This is a genomic window from Pseudomonas putida (genome assembly GCF_003228315.1).
GTDB lineage: Bacteria > Pseudomonadota > Gammaproteobacteria > Pseudomonadales > Pseudomonadaceae > Aquipseudomonas > Aquipseudomonas putida_S.
The window spans coordinates 4286658-4311660 of the sequence record NZ_CP029693.1 but is presented as its reverse complement, the minus strand read 5'-3'; the positions used below and the strand labels follow the sequence as shown (position 1 = coordinate 4311660).

Below are 25003 nucleotides of genomic sequence, written 5' to 3'. Positions count from 1 at the left end.
TGGCAAGGGCTCGGGCAGGTCCGGCACGATAACAAATTGTTCGAAAAAGCACATAGAAGCGCGTATTTGACAGTCAAAATGAGAACCGGACGGTCGTATCGGAGTCTACCGACCGATATACTCGCAACCATGCAACATCTTGAAAGGGTTGCTGTGCGAAAACGCCTGTCAGGTTCATAGGCGATTTCGCAGAGTTTCCCTTTAGACGCCTTTATGGAAAACGTGACGAACGTAGTATGTTCGGTGCTGAATCGTTTTTCCGAAGACGGCTATTCACTGAAAGACCAACGAAGAGTCACGGGTCAGAGGCACCCCCGGCATGATAGAGCTCGAACAAGAAGATCCGATCCCGCAAGGCGACCTGGCCCTGCAAATCACCGCGCTTCCCCGCGAGACCAACGGCTTTGGCGATATTTTCGGCGGCTGGCTGGTGGCGCAGATGGATCTGGCCGGTACCGCGATGGCTAGCAAGGTGGCCGGTGGCCGCGTCGCCACGGTGGCGATCGATCGCATGGCGTTTCTGGTCCCGGTAGCGGTGGGCGCTCAGCTCTCCTTCTATACCCAGGCACTGGAAATCGGTCGCAGCTCGATCAAGATGATGGTCGAGGTCTGGAGCGACGACCCACTATCGAGCGAATGGCGCAAGGTGACCGAAGCGGTCTTCGTGTTCGTTGCCATTGATGGCAGCGGTCGCACTCGTTCGGTTCCGCCTCGCGCCCGTTAACCCGTTAAAGAGCCTCGTTAAACCCGGCGACCGTTTTGCGGTCCATTGCAGTCCTGTTACTGATCGAGAGCTGTCCCATGAGCACGCCCAATGTTGAAGCCGTAAAACTGGATGAACTGAACTGCTGGCGTATTCGCCACGGTCAGGCCGAATTACTGGTGGCCCAGCAAGGTGCGCACATCCTCAGCTATCAGGTGGCAGGTCAGCCGCCGCTGATCTGGCTCAACGACGAGGCCGTGTTCAAGACCGGTAAAAGCATCCGCGCCGGCGTGCCGGTTTGCTGGCCGTGGTTCGGTAACTTCGAGCGCAACCCGCAGAGCGTGAAAGCGATGCGCGTCAGCCAGGAGCCGGCATCGGCCCATGGCTTGGTGCGAGCAATGGACTGGGAACTGGGCGGCATCGAAACCGAGGGCGAAAGCCTGAAGGTCGAATTCCTCTTGCCGTATCCCGAAGGTGGCCTGCCAGGCTGGCCGCATCAGGTGGACCTGAAGCTGAGCATCCGTCTGGATGAGCAACTGCACATCTGCCTGACCAGCCATAACCAGGGCACTGATACCGTCACCATCAGCCAGGCGCTGCACAGCTATTTCGCCGTCAGCGATGTGCGCGACGTGCACGTTGAAGGCGTGAACGGCCTGAGCTACATCGAAACGCTGGAAGACTGGAAGACCAAGTCGCAAACCGGTGACCTGCAGTTCACCGGCGAAACCGACCGCATCTACCTCAATGCCCCTTCGAAACTGAGCATCGTCGACCCGGCCTGGGAACGGCGTATCGAGCTGACCAGCAGCGGCTCGCGCACGGCGGTGATCTGGAACCCATGGATCGACCGCGCCGCGGCGTTCAGCGACATGGCCGACGATGGCTGGCAGCGCATGCTGTGCATCGAAACGGCGAATGTAATGGACGACGTGGTGACACTGGCGCCGGGTGCCAGTCATACCCTGGGTGTGAGCATCGCCGGCAAGTCTCTGTAGCACCGCAAAACCAATGTAGGAGCGAGCCTGCTCGCGATGAGGTCATCACAATCAACATCCATGTTGATTGATAGACTGCTATCGCGAGCAGGCTCGCTCCTACAGTTTTGAGTGCCTACAAATCCGACTCTTTCACGACTCTGACCTTCGCCGCATCCAGCGCATACGCCGCATCCGCCAAATCATTGCTGACCTTCTCGATCTTCAGCGTGCCGGTGACCCACAGCGGCGTGTAGATATCATTGAGCTTCAAACCCTTGGGATAGCGCACCAGCACCAGTTGGTTAGGCGGCGGTGGCGGCACGTGGATGCAGGCGCCCGGATACGGCACGAGGAAGAACAAGGTGCTGTGGCCCTTGGCGTCGGTTTCCAGCGGCACCGGATAACCGCCCAGACGGATGTTCTTGTCGTTCATCGACGCCACGGTCTTGGTCGAATACATCACCGCCGGCAGGCCTTTGGCCTGCTTCATGCCACCCTTTGCGGTAAAGGTGCCATTGGCTTCGGGGGAGTTGTGATCGATCTCGGGCATGGCCTCGAGCGCTTTCTGGTCCGATTTGGGCATCAATTCGAGCCAGTCGGTTTCCGGCAGTTCGCCGGCGTGGGCCAAACCCGTGCCCACCAAGAGAAGAGTCAACAGAAAACGGCGCATGAAGGTGCTCGGTAAAGGAAAGGACATGAAACGCCGAGCATTCTAGTCCTCTCGGCCTGCGCAGCCGAGAGGACTTTGCCGCTTGAATCAGTTCTTTTTGATCAGGCCGTAGATCACCAGCAACACGATGGCGCCCACCAGCGCGCCGATGAAGCCGGCACCTTGACCCGCCTGGTAAATGCCCAGGGCCTGGCCGCCGTAGGTGGCCGCCAGCGAACCGCCGATACCGAGCAGGATGGTCATGATCCAGCCCATGCTGTCATCGCCCGGTTTCAGGAACCGCGCCAGCAGGCCGACGATCAGGCCGATAAAGATGGTTCCGATGATTCCCATGGCATTTCCCTCTGAATTGGAAGATATGCAAAAGCCTAGTCAGACTTTGGCATCCTGCCATGAGAGAACGGCGAAACCTGAATGGTTCCGCCGCTGCCACATGAAACCGGATTTACCGGGTGATGCTACTCGGCGATGAGCGCTTCGACCTTGAGGATCTGCGCGGCCAGCGTCTCGCGGTCTGCACAACGCAGGTTGGCGTGACCGACCTTGCGGCCGACCTTGAACGCCTTGCCGTAGTGATGCAGATGGCAATCGGCGATGGCCAGGACTTTTTCGGTCTCGGGCACTTTGCCGATGAAGTTGAGCATCGCGCTTTCGCCGACCTTGGCAGTCGAACCCAGCGGCAGGCCGGCCACCGCCCGCAGGTGGTTTTCGAACTGGCTGCACTCGGCGCCTTCGGTGGTCCAGTGCCCGGAGTTATGCACGCGCGGGGCGATTTCGTTGGCCTTGAGGCCACCGTCGACTTCGAAGAATTCGAACGCCATCACGCCGACATAGTCCAGCTGCTTGAGCACACGACTGGAGTAGTCTTCAGCCAGGGCTTGCAGCGGGTGATCGGTGCTGGCCACGGACAGCTTGAGAATGCCGCTGTCGTGGGTGTTGTGCACCAGTGGGTAGAACTTCGTTTCACCATCGCGAGCGCGCACGGCGATCAGCGAGACTTCACCGGTGAACGGCACGAAGCCTTCCAGCAGGCACGCCACACTGCCCAGTTCGGCAAAGGTGCCGACCACATCTTCAGGGGTGCGCAGGACTTTCTGGCCCTTGCCGTCGTAACCCAGGGTGCGGGTCTTGAGCACGGCCGGCAGACCGATGGACGCCACGGCGGCTTCCAGGTCAGCCTGGGACTGGATGTCGGCGAACGCCGGGGTTGGAATGCCCAGGTCCTTGAACATGCTCTTTTCGAACCAGCGATCGCGGGCGATGCGCAGCGCTTCGGCGCTCGGGTAGACCGGGACGAATTGCGACAGGAACGCCACGGTTTCCGCCGGCACGCTTTCGAACTCGAAGGTCACCAGATCGACTTGGTCGGCCAACTGACGAAGATGGTCCTGATCACCGTAATCGGCACGCAGGTGCTCGCCCAATGCAGCCGCACAGGCGTCCGGCGCCGGGTCCAGGAAAGCGAAGTTCATGCCCAGCGGAGTGCCCGCCAGCGCCAACATGCGACCCAACTGGCCGCCACCGATTACACCGATCTTCATCGTCAACAACCTCAGGCGATGCGTGGGTCTGGATTTTCCAGGACGCTGTCTGTCTGCTCAGCACGGAAGGTTTTCAGCACTTCATGGAACTGCGGGTGCTTGGCGCCCAGGATACTGGCCGACAACAGCGCCGCGTTGATCGCACCGGCCTTGCCGATGGCCAGGGTGGCGACCGGGATGCCGGCCGGCATCTGCACGATGGACAGCAGCGAGTCGACGCCCGAGAGCATCGCTGACTGCACCGGCACGCCCAGCACCGGCAGGTGGGTCTTGGCCGCACACATGCCAGGCAAGTGGGCCGCGCCACCGGCACCGGCGATGATCACCTCGATGCCACGCGCCTCGGCTTCTTCAGCGTACTGGAACAGCAGGTCCGGGGTTCGGTGGGCAGAGACCACTTTCACCTCGTAGGGGATGCCGAGCTTTTCCAGCATATCGGCGGTGTGGCTAAGGGTGGACCAATCGGACTTGGAGCCCATGATCACGCCAACCAGTGCACTCATCGTCGTGCCTCTTCTCTCTGGGCGCCCGCGGGCGCGTCATAAAACAACAAGCCACGCATTATGCGTGGCTTGATTGTACGAAAAATAGCCGGTTACACCGGCCGAAGGCCGCGCAGTATACCGCAATACGGCAGATAAACAGCCCCTGTTTCGACCATCTGTCATACGGCGCAAAGGCCCGGTTTTATTGACCTTCAAGTCAGCCAACGAACCTTGTAGGAGCGAGCCTGCTCGCGATGGTCGTCAACGATAATGCTGGAGGCCTGACACCCCGTGTTGCTCTCAGGTTCATCGCGAGCAGGCTCGCTCCTACAGGGGGGGGGGTCATCGTGTTCAAGAACCGGTCGTACCTTGTGCTGCACCACCTTCCAGCTTGCGCCACAACAATCGCACGTTGGCCTTGCGCACCAGCGCGCAGCGATACAAGCGAATTTCCAGCGGCACATGCCACTGCGGCCCGCCACACACCACCAGCTCACCCCGGGCCAATTCGGCACGTACGCTCAGCTGCGGTACCCAGGCAATGCCGAGGCCTTCCAGGGCCATGCTTTTCAGGCTGTCGGCCATGGCAGTTTCGTAGACGGTGGTGAAGCGCAGCGCCCGCTGGCGCAGCAACATGTTCACCGAGCGACCGAGAAAAGCACCTGCACTGTAGGCCAGCAACGGCACACTGCCCTCACCCTCCAGATCGAACAACGGCTTGCCATCGGCGTCCGCCGAACACACCGGCAGCATCTCGGTATGACCCAAATGCAGCGACGGGAAAATTTCCGGGTCCATCTGCATCGCCGCATCCGGATCGTAGAACGCCAGCATCAGGTCGCAGCCGCCTTCACGCAGGGCATGCACGGCGTCGCCGACGTTGGTCGCCACCAGCCGTGTGGCGATGTTCAGGCCTTCGTTGCGCAGTTGCGCGATCCAGCGCGGGAAAAAACCCAAGGCCAGCGAGTGCGCGGCAGCGACCTGCATCACTTCGCCCTGCCCGCCTTCCAGGTGATGAAGATGGCGCAGCACTTCGCCGAGCTGTTCGACCACGGTGCGCGCAGTGACCAGGAACAACTGCCCGGCCGCCGTCAGCTCCACCGGCGTACGCGAACGGTTGACCAGAGTCAGCCCCAGCGCGGCTTCCAGGCTGCGAATCCGTCGACTGAACGCCGGCTGGGTCACGAAGCGTCGTTCCGCGGCCTGGGAGAAGCTGCGGGTGGCGGCCAGGGCACTGAAGTCCTCCAGCCATTTACTTTCGAGATTCATCACGTCCTCCCGGACACGCACCAAATTAGGTCACACGCTCGCCGTGAACACGGCGTCACACGGGCATTATGCCGAATATGCATAGGGCAGTGTTTAACAGCATTGGCCCTAAATTCTCCACAAGCCTAGCATTTGCAGTGTTCCGGCACAGACCGGGTCCATATCGAGATGATTTCTATCATGTCCTCCGCTGCATCCTTCCGCACAGAAAAAGACCTGCTTGGCAAACTCGAAGTACCGGCTCATGCGTACTACGGCATCCAGACCCTGCGAGCGGTGAATAACTTCCGCCTCTCCGGTGTGCCGATTTCGCACTACCCGAAACTGGTTGTCGGCCTGGCGATGGTCAAACAAGCCGCCGCTGACGCCAACCGCGAACTGGGTCACCTGAGCGAAGCCAAGCACGCAGCCATCAGCGAAGCCTGCGCCCGTCTGATCCGCGGCGATTTCCACGAAGAGTTCGTGGTGGACATGATTCAAGGCGGCGCTGGCACTTCGACCAACATGAATGCCAACGAAGTGATCGCCAACATCGCACTGGAGGCCATGGGTCACCAGAAAGGCGAATACCAGTACCTGCACCCGAACAACGACGTGAACATGGCGCAGTCGACCAACGACGCCTACCCGACGGCGATCCGCCTGGGTCTGCTGCTGGGTCACGACGCGCTGCTGGCCAGCCTCGACAGCCTGATCCAGTCGTTCGCGGCCAAAGGTGAAGAGTTCGCACACGTCCTGAAAATGGGCCGTACCCAGCTGCAAGACGCCGTGCCGATGACCCTCGGCCAGGAATTCCGCGCCTTCGCCACTACCCTGGGCGAAGACCTGGCACGCCTGAAGACTCTGGCACCGGAGTTGCTGACCGAAGTGAACCTGGGCGGCACCGCGATCGGTACCGGCATCAACGCCGACCCGCGCTACCAGCACCTGGCCGTTCAGCGCCTGGCCACCATCAGCGGTCATCCGCTGGTACCGGCAGCCGACCTGATCGAAGCCACTTCCGACATGGGCGCCTTCGTGCTGTTCTCCGGCATGCTCAAGCGCACCGCGGTCAAGCTGTCGAAGATCTGCAACGACCTGCGCCTGCTGTCCAGCGGCCCGCGCACCGGCATCAACGAAATCAACCTGCCAGCGCGTCAGCCAGGCAGCTCGATCATGCCAGGCAAGGTCAACCCGGTCATTCCGGAAGCCGTGAACCAGGTCGCGTTCCAGGTCATCGGTAACGATCTGGCCCTGACCATGGCAGCCGAAGGCGGCCAACTGCAGCTGAACGTGATGGAGCCGCTGATCGCCTTCAAGATCCTCGACTCGATCCGCCTGCTGCAGCGCGCCATGGACATGCTGCGCGAGCACTGCATCACCGGTATCACCGCCAACGAAGAACGTTGCCGTGAACTGGTCGAGCACTCGATCGGCCTGGTCACCGCGCTGAACCCGTACATCGGCTATGAAAACGCCACCCGTATCGCCCGTATCGCCCTTGAAACCGGCCGCGGCGTACTGGAACTGGTGCGCGAAGAAGGCCTGCTCGACGACGCCATGCTCGCCGACATCCTGCGCCCGGAAAACATGATTGCCCCGCGTCTGGTGCCTCTGAAGGCCTGATCCGACGCGTCATTAGTAGCACCGCTCACCAGGTCGAGGGACTAGACACCTCTCACCTTTTGAGGGCTTGGAGATCACTCTCCAGGCCCTTTTTTTTGTTCGGATTTTGCAGTGCTCATGCTGACCTTTTCACTGATCGGTTACAGTGCGCAAAACCCTGTGGGAGCGAGCCTGCTCGCGATAGCGCTGTGTCAGTCGACATGAATGTTGAATGATCAACCGCATTCGCGAGCAGGCTCGCTCCTACAAGGGAAGTCATTGTTCTCGGAGAACCTCGATGAATTCCTCGACTTACCCTGCCGCCCAGCACGTCATGGTCCTCTACACCGGCGGCACCATCGGCATGCAAGCCAGCGCCAATGGCCTGGCCCCGGCGTCGGGCTTCGAAGCGCGGATGCGCGAGTACCTGCACAGCCAGCCTGATCTGGTGGTGCCGCAGTGGCGCTTTCGCGAGATGTCACCGCTGATCGACAGCGCCAACATGACGCCCACCTACTGGCAGCAACTGCGTGAAGCCGTGGTCGATGCAGTTGATGTGCAGGGCTGCGACAGTGTGCTGATCCTGCATGGCACCGACACCCTGGCCTACAGCGCGGCGGCCATGAGTTTCCAATTGCTGGGCCTGAACGCCCGCGTGTGCTTCACCGGTTCGATGCTGCCGGCGGGTGTGACTGACAGCGATGCCTGGGAAAACCTTGGTGGTGCGTTGGTTGCGTTGGGCCAGGGCCTGGCGCCAGGTGTGCACTTGTACTTCCACGGCGAATTGCTGGACCCGACCCGATGCGCGAAGGTGCGCAGTTTCGGCCGTCATCCGTTCAAGCGCCTGGAGCGTCAGGGCGGCGGCGTGAAAGCGTCCTCGATCCCCACGCAGCTGAATTACAACCAGAGCAAGCAACTGGCGAATGTCGCCGTGCTGCCGCTGTTTCCCGGCATTCGCGCCGAGATTGTGGATGGTCTTCTCGATAGCGGCATTCAAGGCCTGGTGCTGGAGTGCTACGGCAGCGGCACCGGGCCCAGCGATAATCCCGAGTTCCTCGCCAGCCTGAAACGGGCGCAGGACAAAGGCGTAGTGGTGGTTGCCGTGACTCAATGTCATGAGGGCGGCGTCGAGCTGGATGTGTACGAAGCCGGCAGCCGCTTGCGTGGCGTTGGCGTGCTTTCCGGTGGCGGCATGACCCGTGAGGCAGCGTTCGGCAAGTTGCATGGACTGCTGGGGGCAGGGATTGAAACCGCTGAAGTACGAAGCCTGGTCGAACTCGACCTGTGCGGCGAATTGAGCTGACACCACACAAAACACCTGTAGGAGCGAGCCTGCTCGCGATGAGCGAGATCGCCGCGCAGTGCCGCTGCCAGCGTTATCGTTCACGACCATCGCGAGCAGGCTCGCTCCTACAGGGTCCATCGCCCGGCATGTAACTTGCTGTAATCCAGCCATCCCAAGGCTGGAAGCCAACCATGCTGCACTCCCATCTCACGACCCTCAACGCCGTTTCACTGGTGCTCAACACCTTCAAGGCGCAAGGCCTCTCGAGCGAGGCGCTGTTGGCCGGCAGTGGCATCAGCGCGGCGGACCTCAACCGGGCCGACACGCGCATCACCACCAATCAGGAGATGCAGGTCTGTGCCAACGCCGTCGCCCTCAAGCGCGATATCGGCCTGGAACTGGGCCGGCGGATGCATGTTTCCTGCTACGGCATTCTCGGTTACGCGTTGCTCACCTGTGCCACCTTCGGTGACGCATTACGATTGGCGATACGCTACCCGGCGTTGCTGGGAACACTTTTCGAACTGAGCCTTGAGGACGACGGCGAGCGCGTCTGGTTCGTCGCCGCCGACTACCGCGAAAGCCCGGCCATGGCCGTGTTCAACGCTGAATTCTGTCTGGTCTCGCTAAAAGTCATCTGCGACGACTTGCTCGGCCACCCGTTGCCGCTGCTGGCGTCGCGCTTCGAACATGCCGCGCCTGATTATGAAGCGACCTATGCCGAACACTTCGATTGCCCGTTGCACTTTGGTGCGCGAGACAACGCCTTTGCCTTCGATAAAAAGTGGCTCGACCAGCCCTTGCCGCTGGCGGATGTCATCACTCACCAAGCCATGGCCGAACGCTGCCGCAAGCAGAACACCGAGTTCACCGGGCGACAGGCCTGGCTGGGGCGGATTCGCCAATTGCTCAGCGCCCAACTGCATGCCGCGCCGGGCCTCGAAGGCCTGGCCGAACAGATGAACTGCTCCACACGGACTTTGCGTCGACACCTCAAGGACATGGGTTGCAGCTATCAGGAACTGCTCGACGAACTGCGCTTCGAACAAGCCAAGCAAATGCTCTGCGAGGATCAGATGCCGATCTACCGGATCGCCGAAGCGCTGGGTTTCAGTGAAACCGCGAGCTTCCGTCATGCGTTCGTACGCTGGAGCGGCGTGGCGCCAAGCCAGTTCCGTCCGCACTGACGACCATCTGTGGGAGCGAGCCTGCTCGCGAAAGCGTCGGAATATCCAATAAAACTGTGACTGACACACCGCTTTCGCGAGCAGGCTCGCTCCCACAGGTTCTGCATTCCATGCCCAGTACGAGTGCACAGCCGAATCATCAAGGGGCGAATTTCGGTCAAACGTTTTGGCCATATTAATCCCCTTTTGGCCTTTCCTGCCGTTCTCCAAAATCGTCCGCGCCGCAAGACTGTGTTCAACCGAATCAGCCTGCGGAGAACAAGAAATGCTGACGATTTACTCTGATGATCACCACCTGCACCACGGCCGTTGTGAATTGATCGACGGGCAACTCAAGCCTTGCTTCGAAATGCCGTCCCGTGCCGACCACGTGCTGGCCCGCGTGCAAAACCAGAACCTCGGCCCGGTCGAAGGACCGAAGGATTTCGGCCTCGATCCGATCGCACGTATCCATAGCCGCGACTACCTCGACTTCTTCAAAGGCGCCTGGGCCCGCTGGACCGAGTTCAACACCGACGGCGATTTGCTGCCCTACACCTGGCCAGCCCGCACCCTGCGCCGCATCAAGCCCACCAGCCTGCACGGCGAACTGGGTTACTACAGCTTCGACGGCGGCGCACCGATCACCGCAGGCACCTGGCAAGCGGCGTACAGCGCGGCGCAAGTGGCGCTGACCGCGCAAGCGGAAATCCAGCGCGGCGCCCGCAGTGCTTTCGCCCTGTGCCGTCCACCGGGACACCACGCCGCCAGCGATTTGATGGGCGGCTATTGCTACCTCAACAACGCCGCCATCGCCGCACAGGCGTTCCTCGATCAAGGCCACAAAAAGGTTGCGATCCTCGACGTCGATTACCACCACGGCAACGGCACCCAATCGATTTTCTACGCGCGCAGCGACGTGCTGTTCACCTCGATTCACGGTCACCCGGAAGCCGAATTCCCGTTCTTCCTTGGCTATGACGATGAGTTGGGCGAAGGACCCGGCGAAGGCTTCAACTTCAACTATCCACTGGCCGCAGGTTCGGGCTGGGATGTCTGGAGCGCGGCGCTGGAAAAGGCCTGCAAGGAAATCGAAAGCTACGGTGCCGACATCATCGTCGTGTCCCTGGGCGTCGACACCTTCAAGGACGATCCGATCTCGCAATTCAAACTCGACAGCCCGGACTACCTGGCCATGGGCAAGCGCATCGCGGCCCTCGGCAAACCGACGCTGTTCGTGATGGAAGGCGGTTACGCGGTTGAGGAAATCGGCATCAACGCCGTGAACGTTCTCGAAGGCTTTGAAAGCGCTTGATGAGGAAGTAGAGCAATGAAAAATCTTAAGCGTTTTGTCTTGCCGGCTTTATGCGCAACGGTACTCAGCAGCGCCGTGCACGCCGAGGAACGAACCCTGCGCGTCTACAACTGGTTCGACTACATCACCCCCAAGGCCCTGGAAGATTTCAAGGCACAGAACCCCCAGACCAAGCTGGTCTACGACATCTTCGATACCAACGAAGCCCTCGAAGCCAAGCTGCTGACCGGCAACTCCGGCTATGACGTGGTGGTGCCGTCCAACGTGTTCCTGGCCAAGCAGATCGAAGCCGGTGTGTTCCAGCCGCTGGACCGCAGCAAACTGCCGAACTGGAACCACCTCGACCCCAAACTGATGAAGCTGATCGAGGCCAACGACCCGGGCAACAAATTCGCCGTGCCATACATGTACGGCACCATCCTGATCGGCTTCAACCCGGACAAGGTCAAGGCCGCGCTGGGCGCCGATGCGCCGGTGGACAGCTGGGACCTGATCTTCAAGGAAGAGAACATCAGCAAGCTCAAGCAGTGCGGCGTCGCCCTGCTCGACTCGCCGTCGGAGATCCTGCCGCTGGCCCTGCAACACCTCGGCCTGGACCCCAACAGCAAGAAGCCTGCGGACTACGACAAGGCTGAAGCGCTGCTGATGAAGATCCGCCCGTACGTCACCTACTTCCACTCCTCCAAGTACATGGCTGACATCGCCAACGGCGACATCTGCGTGGCAGTCGGTTACTCCGGCAGCTTCTCCCAGGCCGCCAACCGCGCCAAGGAAGCCAAGAACGGTGTGACCGTCGACATGCGCCTGCCGAAAGAAGGCGCGCCGATCTGGTTCGACATGCTCTCGATTCCGAAGGGCGCGAAGGACACAGAGGATGCGTACACTTTCATCAACTACTTGCTGCAACCTCAGGTGATCGCGCCGGTCAGCGATTTCGTCGGCTACCCGAACCCGAACAAGGACGCCACCGAACTGGTCGATCCGGCGATCCGCAACAACCCGAACCTGTACCCGACCGATACGGCGATGGCTACTCTCTACACCCTGCAACCGCTGCCGCGCGATGCCGAACGTGCGCGCACCCGGGCCTGGACGAAGATCAAGTCCGGAACCTGATTTTCGTTATGCATCGGGGGACCCGCGCTGTAGCGCGGGTCTTTTTTTGGGCGATAGCTATCTACCGCCAGGCATCTGCAATCACTCGTTAGCGTCCCCTGCCTTGCAGCCGCGTAATGCGGCTCGCACCTGCCGTCAGGAGACGAACATGCCCGAAACCACCGCGCAAAAAACCGAAGACATACTGACCGAACTGGTCTCCGGCCCATCCATCATTGAAGTGGCTGCGACATTCCTCAAGCCCGAACTCAACACGCTGTATCCGCAGTTGAAGATCGACCCGTCGCTCGTCATGGTCGTCACCCCGACCTGGATCATTACCGAAGATCGGGTGGTGGCCGGCGACCCCTTGTTTGAATCCCTCACCGATGTCCTGGTACGCCTCGCCCTCTCGGGATCGACCGTTGCCTACATCGACGGTGAGCACTTTCTGACCCTGCAGCCGGGTGTCGAACCGGTGGTTCAGCTCGCGGCGAAAGTCGATGTAATAGGCCAGCTGATCAACACACTCGCCCCACTGCTGTTCAACGCCTGGCAGCAACAGCAACTTGATTACTGGAATCACGAAACGGCCCCGACGACACCGCGCTGGCACCAGCTTTCACAATCGCTGCGCAACATCTGGAACATCGACACAAACACAGACTGGAGCGAGGATGAAAAGGCCATGGCCCGCGCGGTGTTCAACCACCCTGACCGGGCGACACGACTCGCGCAGGACAGGTACCAGACCAGGGCCTGCCTGATCGATATCGACCTGGCCGAAGAAGCGACAATCAACCATTCACTGATTCTGGATATCGCCGTGCTCCTGGGCACTCAGGGCAATCGTACGGTAGTGCTTACACACTCCATCGCCGGGGGGTTCCAGCGCTATGATTCAGTAGAGGCTTTGGGCGCCACCTTGCTCGCCCGTCAGAACTTGCAGTGGCGCCTGTATGAACCCGACGGCAATTTTTTCCACCATCAGGCCTGCGCGCTGATTGCGCTTGAAGTCGACGCCATCGGTGCGCTGAGCACCTCTCAAGGCAATTCCCCGCCAAGTGATTCACCACGCAACAATTCCCCGGCACAAAGCCTGACTGACCTTGATGCACTACCGGCATCACGCTTCAGCCAGGTCCTGCGATTGCTGCCGCACTGGCTGAGAAATGCATCGCCGGCAGACCTCACCCGATACAGCCGGCATTTGATGGACATTGCCCAGCTGCGTGATCAGGACGCCGGAAAATCCTTCCTCGACGATATTCCATCGCTGCCGGCGTTTGCGTTGCAAAGGCTGCGCGCGCAAATGATCAAGGATCATCCGGCAGCAGCCACCCTGAATCTTGAGGATGTCGAGTTCAGTATTACCACTCTTGTCGTCCTCGGGACTTTCGTAGTGCCCGGCAAGACCCAGACCCTCACCCTGTCGCTGGTGGACCTTGCCCTGCAAAACCTGATCAGCGCCCCGTTTGGCGACAAGGCAGTAAGGCTCAAAAGCGGTGAAGCAACACCTACATGGATGACGGCGGCTTACCTGGAAAAGCTCGTGACGCAGGTGGACATCGGCGCTACCTACCTGGCCCTGATCAAGGGAAAAATGCTCACGGATCCCCAGGAATCATTAAGAAGGCAAGGACTCTATAGCCGACATCTGCGCCTCCAATTACCGCTGCTGGCACTGCAATACAAGATCCGCGGCCAGGCCGGCCTCGATGAGCGCGGCTATCGCCATGTCCTCGCAGCCATGCAGGAAAAGCCGGCAGACCGCTTTGTCGACGGACAGGAAATCATCATTCGCCCGCTGGCGTTCATTACCGGAGACCGCACCGACGGCAAGGTCGATGAAGTCGCCAACATGTTTTTAATCGGGCCGCGACTCACTGCGCAGGGCCCCTGCCTGCTCTACCGGCCACTGCTCGACCACCCGCTATGGCAATTTCCGAGCGAGACAAATTTGCTCTATGCGATCAAGCAGAACAAAGACCTTCGTCAATCGGTACTGGCCTGGCTGCCAGACCGTGTGCGTTTCAACTACTGCCAGTATGTTTTTCCCGGCGAACTGCCTTCGGTCTGGGCCCTGGTGCAGTGGCTGGTAGAACCCGCATCGACGTTGGCAAAGATGGGAGACGTGGCTTTCAGCACCAAGGCGCTTGATGGGGACCCGTTCGCAGCCTTGTTCAAAGCGAATGCCAACGCAATGGTCTCGCTGGCAGATCGCCAATCCCTATCCAACGCCGAAGCGCGCTGGGCGACGCTCAAGCAAGGCGCGTGGATGCTGTTCAACATCGCACTGCCTTTCCTTGGCTCTACTGTCGGTACGGCCGCCTGGATCTGGCAAATCATGGACGACCTGCAGGCCACGACCGACGCCATCGAGAATGGCCAAAGCCAGGATGCCTGGTCCGCCATGACCGACTTGCTGCTGACACTCGGCATGGTCCTCGCTCATCAGGCTGCCACTCGCCACAAACCGTTCAGGCCATCCGTTGAAAAAACCACCGCCGCGCGTCCTGCCCCCGAATCCTTGCCCGCCCCCAAACCGACAGTCACTCGCTTGCCCGACCATCAGGCACGTCAACTACCCACCTCCCATGAAACCTCACTGCACGCAGCCGGCACTTTGACGCCCACTGGCCTGGGCGCCCTTCTCGATGAACTGAGCATTGCCGAACCCAGAGACCTGACAGCACCTTCGACCGCCGCAGGCCCCCATCAACATCTCAGCAGACTCAACCGACAGTGGTACGCCAAGGTCGGTCAACGCTGGTTCGAAGTCATACTTAACGAAAACGAAGATGTGCAGATCATCGACTCACGAAAGACGCCTGTGGCTAAAGGCCCACTGCTGAGGCATTCCGCGAAGGGAGAATGGTTCATCGACACACGCCTTCGGCTGCGTGGTGGCGGACGTCGCAAAGCCCTGGAGCAGGCCAACCGGCAACGCAAGGAGAACCTTAAGGAACAGCTCAAGGCATTTGATAACCGCAAACTGGAATTGCAATCGCAACTGGAAGCGGCGGAAAAAGTCACCACCGATGCCAATCTTCCAACCTTGATCCAGACGCTGGAATCACAGCTGTTGGCGTATGGCACCTACATCGAACAACTCAAGACCTTCAACGCCCTTGAGCCCATCACCAACTATCGCCCGGTCATGGTCAGTTGCCTGGACCTCCAGCTGTCATTGATACACAAATGGTTCGTTCGGCAAAATCGTGTTTTCGGTGAGCGCATGCGTCAATCCCTTGCGCTGCTGGACAACGAAACCGTCAAAGGTACACAGACACCACGCCAGACTCATCAGCTCACGAGCGACCTGACACAGGCGTTTATCGAAAAGATCGAATTCGCCCGGTCTCGAATCGACGAACTGGCACGACTCGGAAAAGAAGCCAGCGAAGTGGCCCGGGAACACATTGCCCTGTTACCGGCGTTCAAGCTGGAAGATCTGAAACTGTTCCAGATCAGCATGGCTCAGGAGCTATGCCTGAACGACAGCGCCACGTCCGACACGGCATCGGCCCGGCAGGCAATGCGCAGGGTCGTCGAAGCGGCGGGGCTGACCGTCCAGTCTTCGCTGGACCTGGCTGAAGCGGGCGAGGCACTCCCATTGTCCGAGCAAATAGACGGTTTGAGTGATCTGGTGGAGCAGTTTGCCAACCTCGATCAACGGATTGCCGATCTGCCGGAAGAGTTCCCCCAGCAGTTGCTGGAGCAGCCTCTGGCGCTCATGCGCGAACGAATCAAGGCCTTCAACGAACCCACCGTGAAGCAACTCGCGAGCCTGTTGCACGAGCGACGAGTGTTTGAGCCAACACCGGGACCGTCCCGACCGGCACCGGCTGCCAAACGCATCATCAAGACTCGTTTCAAAGGGACAGTCGTCGGCACCCTTCGCCAACGAGAGGCCGGTAGTGAGCTTGACCTGATTGACGTAACGTCACCCCTGACCGGGCAAGTCATCGCGACGTTCCACGAAAAAACACCGGGCAATTGGCTCGAACATGTACCCGAACAGATCGAAGCGCCGATGCCCATGCGCGTCACGCTCGAGGCCAGCATCAAGAACGGCAAATTGCTGCTCAATCAATTGCTGCCCTTTATCCGTCGAACCGAGTCACACGCCAGTCAGGCCGGACGTATCCCGGTGGAAATCGAAGAGATCTTCCATCAGCAGGCCCGTCGGATGACAGACGCGGCCAATGCGATTGAAAAAGCACTGATTGACAAGAACTCCGTCGATGATGGCCCGGATTCGGCTGTGACTCTGCAAAAGCGGCTCAATGATGAGGCGACCGGCCTTTACGAAAAGGGCCGCCTGGCCCGAGTCCGCATGACCAAACAACAACCACCCACCGCTGCCCGCGTTGAATGGCTGCATAGCGAAGGCCTGGTCGACATCGTCAAGCTCAAGGGGCGAACCCGGCTGAAGGGGCAGCGAAAGGACTTTCTCGATGAGTATGAAATTCGTGAGCGCGGGAAAAAGGCAGGCACTGACGACGCCGATGGCGCTGTGCTTTGGTACGCGCACTTTCATTACCCCGCACTTGGAACGCCCGTCGAGGGCTATACCGCGGCCCATCTGAAAACCGTGTCTCAAAGAAGATTGGGTGGTGGATTTGATATGCGAACAGCCACGTCCAACAGTGAAATGATCGCCATCTATCGCAGCGAGATCAGCCCGCAACTGGCCAATTCGCTGTTCTTGAACACGTAGAGCCATTTGTAGGAGCGAGCCCGCTCGCGATGGTCGTTAACGATTACGCGTGCTTACTGGTTAAACGCGGTGTTCTTGAGTCCATCGCGAGCGTGCTCGCTCCTACAAACGCCAAATCTTTTCCAACCGCTCCAATGCGGCGCTGATCGCTGCTTCAGGCACCGCTGCAAATCCCAGGACCAGCCCGGCGCGCTGGTCCAGCGGTTTAGGTGTGTCGGGCAACCAATAGCTGCTCAATGCATTGATCTCGACATCAACGCTGACGGCCTTCGCGATCAGTTCTTGCTCACGAGCATGTGAGTCGACTGCAATGGTCAGATGCAGCCCCGCCGCGACACTCGGTAGGCTTTCAACACCCACGATGTCCCGGGGCCAACCGTTCAACAGGGCGTTACGCCGACTCAAGGCCGCACGGCGCATGCGACGAATATGTCGCTGAAAGTGCCCGGCGGCCATGAACTCGGCCATTACCGCTTGAGTGCTCACTTCGGAATGTCGAACGTCCACCGCCCGGCGTTGAGAAAACGCCTGCGCCAGCGCCGGCGGCAACACCAGATATCCCAGGCGCAAGGCCGGGAAAGCCACTTTGCCGAACGTCCCGACGTACAAAACCCGTCCCTGCCGATCCAACGCCGCCAACGGTGCCAATGGCGCGCCGCTGTAACGGTATTCGCCGTCGTAGTCGTCCTCAACGATCCAGCCCTCGGTGCGCTCGGCCCACGCCAGTAACTCAAGACGCCGCGCCAGACTCATGACCACGCCGGTCGGGTATTGATGCGAAGGCGTGACATAAGCCAGGCGACAATCGCCGAGTGCATTCAATTCGGCGCAGTCGATGCCCTCGCTATCCACTGCGACGCCGTGCAATCGGCCCCCGGCGACAGCAAAGGCATGACCGGCGGCTCGATACCCTGGGTTTTCAACCGCCACCCCGTCGCCGGGCTCCACCAGCAACTGTGCACAAAGGCTGATCCCCTGTTGTGCACCACTGGTGATCACAATTTGCTCAGCCGTGCACTGCATGCCACGGGAACTGCGCAAATAAGCGGCAATCATCCCCCGTAACCTCGCATCGCCGGCCGGGTCGCCATAACACAGCTGCTGCAGATCCGGTTTTCGCCAGAAAGCCGCATTCAGCTTGGCCCAGACGTCGAACGGGAACAGATCGAAGGCCGGAACGCCCACCCGAAAAGCCCTCGGCGGCCCGCTTGGTGGCGCAGGCAAATGATTGTTTTCCAGGCGTTGCAAAACACCGCTGTGGATAACTTTACTGGATGAAATCCCAGGTAACTCCGGCGTTTTTGTGGATAAGGCTGTGGGTAAGCCTGTTGAAAACCCTGTGGATACTTTTGTGGATAGTTTTTTCGCCTGAGGCAGCTGCGCAACATAAGTGCCGTCACCCACACGCCCTTCGATAAAGCCTTCGGCGTAGAGCTGATCGTAGGCACGCACCACGCTGTTGCGGGAAATCGCCAGCGCCGCTGCCAGATCGCGACTGGCCGGCAACCGTGTGCCGCTGGAGAGTCGCCCATCGAGCACGCGCATGCGCAGGGCTTCATAGAGCTGGCGGCTCAAGCCTTTTCGGCGGTCGAGTTCAATCCCGGCCGGGTTGAATGGCAACGACAGTGCGGGCGAATCCGACATGGCAATGGACCTATGAAATTGGTCATTAATGGCTCTTACAACAGACCAATAGCCTGCCTAGGATGCAGGTATTCGCCAAGGAAAATTTCGCCATGTACACGCCCCGCGCTTTTGCCATCGATGAATTGCCACAGATGCACGAACTGATCCTCGGCACACGCCTGGCCATATTGGTCACCCACGGCGAACACGGCTTGCAGGCCAGTCATGTGCCGGTACTGCTGCATCGCGAACAAGGCCCGAACGGCACGCTGTATGGGCATCTGGCCAAGGCCAATCCGCAGTGGAAAGACCTGCGTGACGGTGCCGAGGCCCTGCTGATTTTTTCCGGTCCCGACGCCTACGTCAGCCCGGGTTTTTACCCGAGCAAGGCCGAACACGGCAAAGTCGTGCCGACCTGGAACTACGTCGCCGTACACGCCTATGGCCGCGCCGAAACCTTCAGCGATGGCGGACGGCTGCTCGACATCGTCAGCACCCTGACCGACCGCCATGAGAGCGGCCGTGCCCAACCGTGGAAAGTCGAAGATGCACCCGCCGATTACATCGACGGCATGCTCAAGGCCATCGTCGGTTTCGCCGTGCCGATCGAACGCCTGGAGGGCAAACGCAAGCTCAGCCAGAACCGCAATCCCGCCGACATCGCCGGTGTGCGCGAAGGGCTGTCCGCCAGCCCCGATGCGCAAGACCAGGCCCTCGCCCAATTGATGCGATAAGGAATGAACATGAGTCAGATCGACATTCGCCAGGTCAGCGCCGATGACCACGCCGCTTGGCTGCCGCTGTGGCAGGCCTACCTGCGTTTCTACAAGACCGAATTGCCCGAGGCGGTGACTGAAAGCACCTGGCGGCGCATGCTCGACTCGAACGAGCCGACCCATGCCGCGCTGGCCTGGGCCGATGGCAAGGCGGTGGGCATGGTGCACTTCATCTACCATCGCTCCAACTGGGCCATCGAAAACTCCTGCTACCTGCAAGACTTGCTGGTGGCGCCGGAAACCCGAGGCACCGGAGTCGGTCGCAAGCTGATTGAGTTCGTCTACGCCACGGCCAAGTCTGACGGTTGCAACAAGGTCCACTGGCTGACCCACGAAACCAACGCCACCGCGATCCAGCTCTACGAGCGCATCGCCGAACGTCCCGGTTTCATCCAGTTTCGCAAGGCCATTTAAGGTTCAAGGAGAACAGCATGTCGACTTCACTCGCGGACTGGAAAGGCGTCCCGGCGCCAACGGTTCAAACCATTGAGGGGCGTTTCATCCGCCTGGAAAAGCTTGATCCGGCGCGTCACGGCGACGATTTGTTCAAGGCCCTGCAAGGCCCGGGCGCCGACCCGAAACTTTGGGACTATCTGCCTTATGGCCCCTTCCCCGAGCGCAGCGCCTTCAACGACTGGCTGAACAACCACGCCGCCCACAGCGACCCGTATTTCTTCAGCGTGATCGACCGCGCCAGTGGCGACGTGCAAGGCATCCTCAGCCTGATGTCCATCGTCCCGGCCCAGGGCCGCATCGAAATCGGCCACGTGACCTTCGGCGCGCCGATGCAGCGTTCGCCGAAAAGCACCGAGGCGATTTATCTGCTGGCCAAGGAATCCTTCGCCCTCGGCTACCGGCGTCTGGAGTGGAAGTGCAACAACGGCAATGCGCGCTCCAAGTACGCCGCCGAGCGTCTGGGCTTCAGTTTTGAAGGGGTGTTCCGCCAGCACATGGTGGTCAAGGGACAGAACCGGGATACCGCGTGGTATTCGATTCTGGACTCGGAATGGCCGGCGATTGGCGCGGGGTTCGAGAAGTGGTTGAGTGATGAAAACCAGAGTGGTTCGGGGCAGGTGAAAACGCTTGCCGAGTGTCGGAGTTAATCAGCTTCTGAACTTACGTCTTTCGCGAGCAGGCTCGCTCCTACAGGTTTAACGCGGACCTCTGTAGTAGCGAGGCTTGCCCGCGAAGCTTTTAATGATATTTAAGATGCAGCCTTTTCGAGCTTCCACCCCAACGCATCCAAAGCGTCACAGCCATCTTGAATCAAGATATGCGCTGCATTGGCGAAATGCTCAAGATCATGACCTTCCGACTCTTTCACGCACAGGCATGTGACGCTGTTAAGTAGATTGCGTGCGGCTTTGATTCGGTGTGTGGCGGTTTCCAAAAGATCGGAAATGCGGGCATTGGTATCGATATACAACGTGTTGCCGGCACTGAAGTTGCCTTGAAGCGGACGGAATTCGGGCATGGCATTGTTCTCATCTGATAGGAAAATCTCCCACCCATCGCGGCTAAACGAATTGGGGTGGTAGCTGTACGCAGGTTAGCCGACCGGACAGATGCACCCGGCACACCCGAAGGTGTCCCACGCACAGCCACCATAGACATACGAATGCCAGGCAGCAAAAAGCGCCGCGATTATACGGGCGCTTGTGCATCATCTGTTACGACCGGCTAAAGTCGGTCACCGATTTGTCGGTGACGGGGGGATGATAGGCAAGCCTCAAACGAAGTAATACCCGCTTTTCTAATCTCAGATGCGTCCTACATGAAACCGAGATTGAGATGACAACCCCGCATATTGCTGGCTGCCCTTTCGCATCTTTCCGCCTAATCCAAACTCATCAACTATCGCGCCGCAGCTTCAAAACCCCAACTCTCATTCCAAACAAACAGAAAACCTTGTTTAGAGATTTCAACGTCTGATTCCCTTCCCCTTGTTCCATTTGTACCAAAGACCGAACCGAAATTTTACACATCCTTGCGAACTTGGCTTGGTTTAGACCCGTCACCTCGACTCGCAAACGCCGAACTGCTTGATGGATACTGAGTGTGTCATTCGCAAGCTCCTCAAGAATGCTTTCGAGCAGAATCCTCCGCTCCATGACAGACATCGTCATACCGCTCACCTCCATCTCAACAAGCATAACGACATGCAAAATAATGCATATCAACAGCGGCAGACTGGTCGTAACATGCATTAAATTGCGTATAAATGTGTTCATACCCGAGAAAACTGCAAAAGAATGCAAGGTGGGTATCCGCCTCTCCACAGGCCGTTCTTGGATATCGGACACAACGAGGAGATCGGCATAAACCGCAATCACGGATTGATTGAGTAATTGCGGATGAGGTTCTAATCAACCGACACCACCCTCATGGCCTTTCCAGAAGCGAAATTGCAGGCAAAAAAAAGGGGAGCCCATGCTCCCCCGAGGTTTAAAGCGTTGTACCGAGGCTGTTATCTCAGCCTTCGATCTCGATCAGGATTTCGCCCGGATTCACCCGGTCGCCCTTGGCCACGTGGATGGCGGTGACCTTGCCGGCGATGGCCGCCTGCACTTCGGTTTCCATCTTCATCGCTTCGGTGATCAGCACGGCCTGGCCCGCCTTGACGGTGTCGCCTTCCTTGACCAGTACATCAACGATGTTGCCCGGCATGGTGGTGCTGACGTGACCCGGTGCAGTGGCTTGCTTGCGCTTGCTGCTGCCACCACCGACGAATTCGTTCAGCGGTTCGAACACCACTTCTTCCGGCATGCCGTCGATGGACAGGTAGAAGTGACGCTTGCCTTCGGCCTTGACGCCGACACCGGTGATGTCCACACGGTAGGTTTCGCCGTGGACGTCGATGACGAACTCGGTCGGTACGCCTTCGCCGCCTGCCGAGGCCACCTTGCCCGCTTCCGGGATTGGCAGCAGCACTTCCGGTGTCAGGGTGCCGGTCGCGCGCTCTTCGAGGAACTTGCGACCGATATCCGGGAACATGGCGAAGGTCAGTACGTCCTCTTCAGACTTGGCCAGTGCGCCGATATCGGCACGCAGCTTGGCCATTTCCGGCTTGAGCAGGTCGGCCGGGCGCACGTCGATCACTTCTTCGCTGCCGATGGCCTGACGACGCAGTTGCTCGTTCACCGGGGCTGGCGCCTTGCCGTAGCCGCCTTGCAGGTACAGCTTCACTTCGTTGGTGATGGTCTTGTAACGCTCGCCGGCCAGCACGTTGAAGAACGCCTGGGTGCCGACGATCTGCGAGGTCGGGGTCACCAGCGGAGGGAAGCCGAGGTCTTCGCGAACGCGCGGGATTTCCGCCAGCACTTCAGCCATGCGGTTCAAGGCACCCTGCTCTTTGAGCTGGTTGGCCAGGTTGGAAATCATCCCGCCCGGAACCTGGTTGACCTGCACACGGGTATCGACCGCAGTGAATTCACTTTCGAACTGGTGGTACTTCTTGCGCACGGCGTAGAAGTACAGGCCGATTTCCTGCAGCAGTTCCAGGTTCAGGCCGGTGTCGAATTCGGTGCCTTTAAGGGCGGCGACCATCGACTCGGTGCCTGGGTGGCTGGTGCCGGAGGCGAAGCTGGAGATCGCGGTGTCGATGTGGTCGGCACCGTTTTCGATGGCCTTGAGCTGGCACATCGCGGCCAGGCCAGCGGTGTCGTGGGAGTGGATGAACACCGGCAGCGACTGCTCGGCTTTCAATGCCCGGACCAGTTCGCCGGTAGCGTACGGAGTCAGCAGGCCGGCCATGTCCTTGATTGCCACCGAGTCGCAACCCATGGCTTCCATTTGCTTGGCCTGAGTCACGAAGGCGTCGATGGTGTGCACAGGGCTGGTGGTGTAGGCGATGGTGCCCTGGGCGTGTTTGCCCGCCGCTTTCACCGCTTCGATGGCCACGCGCAGGTTACGCACGTCGTTCATGGCGTCGAAAATACGGAACACGTCGATGCCGTTGACCGCTGCCTTGGCCACGAACGCCTTGACCACGTCGTCGCTGTAGTGGCGGTAGCCCAGCAGGTTCTGGCCGCGCAGGAGCATTTGCAGACGAGTGTTAGGCAGCGCGGCGCGCAGTTGGCGCAGACGCTCCCACGGGTCTTCTTTGAGGAAGCGCACGCAGGCGTCAAAGGTGGCGCCGCCCCAGCATTCCAGCGACCAGTAGCCGACTTTGTCGAGCTTGTCGCAGATCGGCAGCATGTCTTCGGTGCGCATGCGGGTCGCGAGCAGCGATTGGTGGGCGTCGCGCAGGATGGTGTCGGTTACGTGAATCTTCTTGGACATTGTTTTATTCCTCACAGGCCTGCGTGGGCGGCGATGGCGGCGGCGATGGCCAGGGCCAGCTCTTCGGGTTTGCGCTTGATCGAGTAGTTGGTCAGTTCAGGGTGGCTTTCAACGAAGCTGGTATTGAACTGGCCGCTACGGAATTCCGGGTTACGCAGGATTTCCTGGTAGTACGCGGCGGTGGTCTTGACCCCTTGCAGACGCATGTCGTCCAGGGCGCGCAAGCCACGGTCCATCGCCTCTTCCCAGGTCAGCGCCCACACCACCAGTTTCAGGCACATGGAGTCGTAGAACGGTGGAATGGTGTAACCGGTGTAGATCGCCGTGTCGGTACGCACGCCGGGACCGCCGGGGGCGTAGTAACGGGTGATCTTGCCGAAGCTCGGCAGGAAGTTGTTTTTCGGGTCTTCGGCGTTGATCCGGAACTGCAGGGCGAAACCACGATGGTGGATATCTTCCTGCTTCACCGAAAGCGGCAGGCCGGAAGCGATGCGGATCTGCTCGCGAACGATGTCGATGCCGGTGATTTCTTCGGTGATGGTGTGCTCCACCTGAACCCGGGTGTTCATCTCCATGAAGTACACCTCGCCCTCGGCGAGCAGGAACTCCACGGTACCGGCGTTCTCGTAGCCCACGGCCTTGGCTGCGCGCACCGACAGGTCGCCGATGTAGGCGCGCTGTTCCGGGGTCAGTTGCGGGCTCGGTGCGATCTCGATCAGCTTCTGGTTGCGACGCTGGATGGAGCAGTCACGCTCGAACAGGTGCACCACGTTGCCAAAGCTGTCGCCGAGGATCTGTGCTTCGATGTGCTTCGGGTTGACGATGCACTTTTCCAGGAACACTTCCGCCGAACCGAAAGCCTTGGTGGCCTCGGAAATGACCCGCGGGAAAGCCTGTTCGAGTTCTTCGCGGCTGTTGCAGCGACGGATACCGCGACCGCCACCACCGGACGTGGCCTTGAGCATCACCGGATAACCAATGCGGTCGCCTTCGCTCAGGGCTTCTTCGATGCCCGAGACATTGCCTTCGGTGCCCGGAGTGACCGGCACGCCCGCCTTGATCATGCTGCGGCGCGCTTCGGTCTTGTCACCCATGCGGCGAATGACTTCTGCCGATGGGCCGATGAATTTGATACCGCGTTCGGCGCAGATCTCCGCCAGTTCCGCGTTTTCCGAGAGGAAACCGTAGCCGGGATGCAGCGCATCGCAACCGGTTTCCACCGCCAGGTTCACCAGCTTGCGCGGGTTCAGGTAACCGGCCAGTGGCTCGGCGCCAATGCTGTGGGCCTCGTCTGCGCGCTTCACATGCAGGGCATGGCGGTCGGCGTCGGAATAAATCGCCACCGAGCGAATACCCATCTCGGCGCAGGCTCGTACGATTCGTACGGCAATCTCACCACGGTTGGCGATCAGGATCTTTGTTATCACTTGGAGTTTCCCTTGAGCCGGTAGTACCCACGACCTGCTAGACCCAGGTCGACGCGTGACCAAATGTTTCAGTTTGG

21 protein-coding genes are annotated in these 25003 nt (G+C 59.8%); 11 read left to right on the top strand and 10 right to left on the bottom strand.

Translation table 11 applies throughout. The features are described 5' to 3' along the window. Nucleotides 1–319: 319 nt before the first annotated feature. A complete protein-coding gene (locus tag DKY63_RS20220) occupies nucleotides 320–724 on the top strand; it encodes an acyl-CoA thioesterase (protein WP_007942704.1) in 405 nt (134 codons plus the stop codon). A gap of 77 nt (nucleotides 725–801) precedes the next feature. After that, complete coding sequence (locus DKY63_RS20215) at nucleotides 802–1701, top strand: D-hexose-6-phosphate mutarotase (protein WP_110965704.1); 900 nt, start codon at nucleotides 802–804, stop codon at nucleotides 1699–1701. Between the two features lie 115 nt (nucleotides 1702–1816). Here DKY63_RS20215 and DKY63_RS20210 read toward each other — a convergent pair whose 3' ends face one another. From DKY63_RS20210 to DKY63_RS20190, 5 genes are all read right to left on the bottom strand, one after another. Then, nucleotides 1817–2353: a DUF3299 domain-containing protein gene (locus DKY63_RS20210; protein WP_110965703.1), complete on the bottom strand. Its 537-nt coding sequence runs from the start codon at nucleotides 2351–2353 to the stop codon at nucleotides 1817–1819. Nucleotides 2354–2440: 87 nt separating this feature from the next. Then, nucleotides 2441–2686 carry a GlsB/YeaQ/YmgE family stress response membrane protein gene (locus DKY63_RS20205; protein ID WP_003229635.1) on the bottom strand — a complete coding sequence of 82 codons (246 nt, stop codon included), beginning with the start codon at nucleotides 2684–2686 and terminating at the stop codon, nucleotides 2441–2443. Nucleotides 2687–2811: 125 nt separating this feature from the next. After that, the gene (locus DKY63_RS20200; RefSeq protein ID WP_110965702.1) at nucleotides 2812–3894 is read right to left on the bottom strand and encodes a 5-(carboxyamino)imidazole ribonucleotide synthase; all 1083 of its coding nucleotides are present in this window, start codon (nucleotides 3892–3894) and stop codon (nucleotides 2812–2814) included. An 11-nt stretch (nucleotides 3895–3905) separates the two neighbouring features. After that, nucleotides 3906–4397, bottom strand: coding sequence for a 5-(carboxyamino)imidazole ribonucleotide mutase (gene purE, locus DKY63_RS20195; protein ID WP_034149342.1), 492 nt, complete (start codon nucleotides 4395–4397; stop codon nucleotides 3906–3908). 333 nt (nucleotides 4398–4730) lie between these two features. Continuing rightward, the gene (locus tag DKY63_RS20190) at nucleotides 4731–5648 is read right to left on the bottom strand and encodes a LysR substrate-binding domain-containing protein (RefSeq protein ID WP_110965701.1); all 918 of its coding nucleotides are present in this window, start codon (nucleotides 5646–5648) and stop codon (nucleotides 4731–4733) included. Between the two features lie 180 nt (nucleotides 5649–5828). Between DKY63_RS20190 and aspA the strand changes: the two genes are divergently transcribed. From aspA to DKY63_RS20160, 6 genes are all read left to right on the top strand, one after another. Beyond that, nucleotides 5829–7253: an aspartate ammonia-lyase gene (gene aspA / locus DKY63_RS20185; protein WP_110965700.1), complete on the top strand. Its 1425-nt coding sequence runs from the start codon at nucleotides 5829–5831 to the stop codon at nucleotides 7251–7253. A 277-nt stretch (nucleotides 7254–7530) separates the two neighbouring features. After that, a complete protein-coding gene (locus DKY63_RS20180) occupies nucleotides 7531–8535 on the top strand; it encodes an asparaginase (protein ID WP_110965699.1) in 1005 nt (334 codons plus the stop codon). Between the two features lie 173 nt (nucleotides 8536–8708). Further along, nucleotides 8709–9704, top strand: coding sequence for an AraC family transcriptional regulator (locus DKY63_RS20175; protein WP_110965698.1), 996 nt, complete (start codon nucleotides 8709–8711; stop codon nucleotides 9702–9704). A gap of 265 nt (nucleotides 9705–9969) precedes the next feature. After that, nucleotides 9970–10998 (top strand): histone deacetylase family protein, encoded by a 1029-nt coding sequence (locus tag DKY63_RS20170; RefSeq protein WP_110965697.1) that lies wholly within the window; start codon nucleotides 9970–9972, stop codon nucleotides 10996–10998. 15 nt (nucleotides 10999–11013) lie between these two features. Beyond that, the gene (locus DKY63_RS20165) at nucleotides 11014–12114 is read left to right on the top strand and encodes a polyamine ABC transporter substrate-binding protein (protein WP_110965696.1); all 1101 of its coding nucleotides are present in this window, start codon (nucleotides 11014–11016) and stop codon (nucleotides 12112–12114) included. 148 nt (nucleotides 12115–12262) lie between these two features. After that, a complete protein-coding gene (locus DKY63_RS20160; RefSeq protein WP_110965695.1) occupies nucleotides 12263–16816 on the top strand; it encodes a dermonecrotic toxin domain-containing protein in 4554 nt (1517 codons plus the stop codon). A 102-nt stretch (nucleotides 16817–16918) separates the two neighbouring features. On the opposite strand, the gene DKY63_RS20155 is transcribed toward DKY63_RS20160, so the two are convergent. Further along, nucleotides 16919–18460, bottom strand: a complete 1542-nt coding sequence (locus DKY63_RS20155; protein WP_110965694.1) for a PLP-dependent aminotransferase family protein — start codon at nucleotides 18458–18460, stop codon at nucleotides 16919–16921. Between the two features lie 92 nt (nucleotides 18461–18552). Between DKY63_RS20155 and DKY63_RS20150 the strand changes: the two genes are divergently transcribed. From DKY63_RS20150 to DKY63_RS20140, 3 genes are read left to right on the top strand one after another with little or no spacing between them, the layout of a single operon-like run. Continuing rightward, entirely contained in the window at nucleotides 18553–19176 is a 624-nt protein-coding gene (locus DKY63_RS20150) for an FMN-binding negative transcriptional regulator (protein WP_110967953.1), read from the top strand. A gap of 9 nt (nucleotides 19177–19185) precedes the next feature. Continuing rightward, nucleotides 19186–19632, top strand: a complete 447-nt coding sequence (locus DKY63_RS20145; protein WP_110965693.1) for a GNAT family N-acetyltransferase — start codon at nucleotides 19186–19188, stop codon at nucleotides 19630–19632. A 17-nt stretch (nucleotides 19633–19649) separates the two neighbouring features. Further along, entirely contained in the window at nucleotides 19650–20321 is a 672-nt protein-coding gene (locus DKY63_RS20140) for a GNAT family N-acetyltransferase (protein WP_110965692.1), read from the top strand. A 101-nt stretch (nucleotides 20322–20422) separates the two neighbouring features. On the opposite strand, the gene DKY63_RS20135 is transcribed toward DKY63_RS20140, so the two are convergent. The 4 genes from DKY63_RS20135 to DKY63_RS20120 form a co-directional block, all read right to left on the bottom strand. Further along, nucleotides 20423–20692, bottom strand: a complete 270-nt coding sequence (locus DKY63_RS20135; RefSeq protein ID WP_110965691.1) for a hypothetical protein — start codon at nucleotides 20690–20692, stop codon at nucleotides 20423–20425. A 376-nt stretch (nucleotides 20693–21068) separates the two neighbouring features. Continuing rightward, on the bottom strand, nucleotides 21069–21344 hold the full coding sequence (locus DKY63_RS32710; RefSeq protein WP_110967952.1) for a helix-turn-helix domain-containing protein: 276 nt from the start codon (nucleotides 21342–21344) through the stop codon (nucleotides 21069–21071). A 346-nt stretch (nucleotides 21345–21690) separates the two neighbouring features. Next, the gene (gene oadA / locus DKY63_RS20125) at nucleotides 21691–23499 is read right to left on the bottom strand and encodes a sodium-extruding oxaloacetate decarboxylase subunit alpha (RefSeq protein WP_110965690.1); all 1809 of its coding nucleotides are present in this window, start codon (nucleotides 23497–23499) and stop codon (nucleotides 21691–21693) included. Between the two features lie 11 nt (nucleotides 23500–23510). Further along, nucleotides 23511–24926, bottom strand: a complete 1416-nt coding sequence (locus DKY63_RS20120; RefSeq protein ID WP_110965689.1) for an acetyl-CoA carboxylase biotin carboxylase subunit — start codon at nucleotides 24924–24926, stop codon at nucleotides 23511–23513. Between the last annotated feature and the right edge of the window lie 77 nt (nucleotides 24927–25003).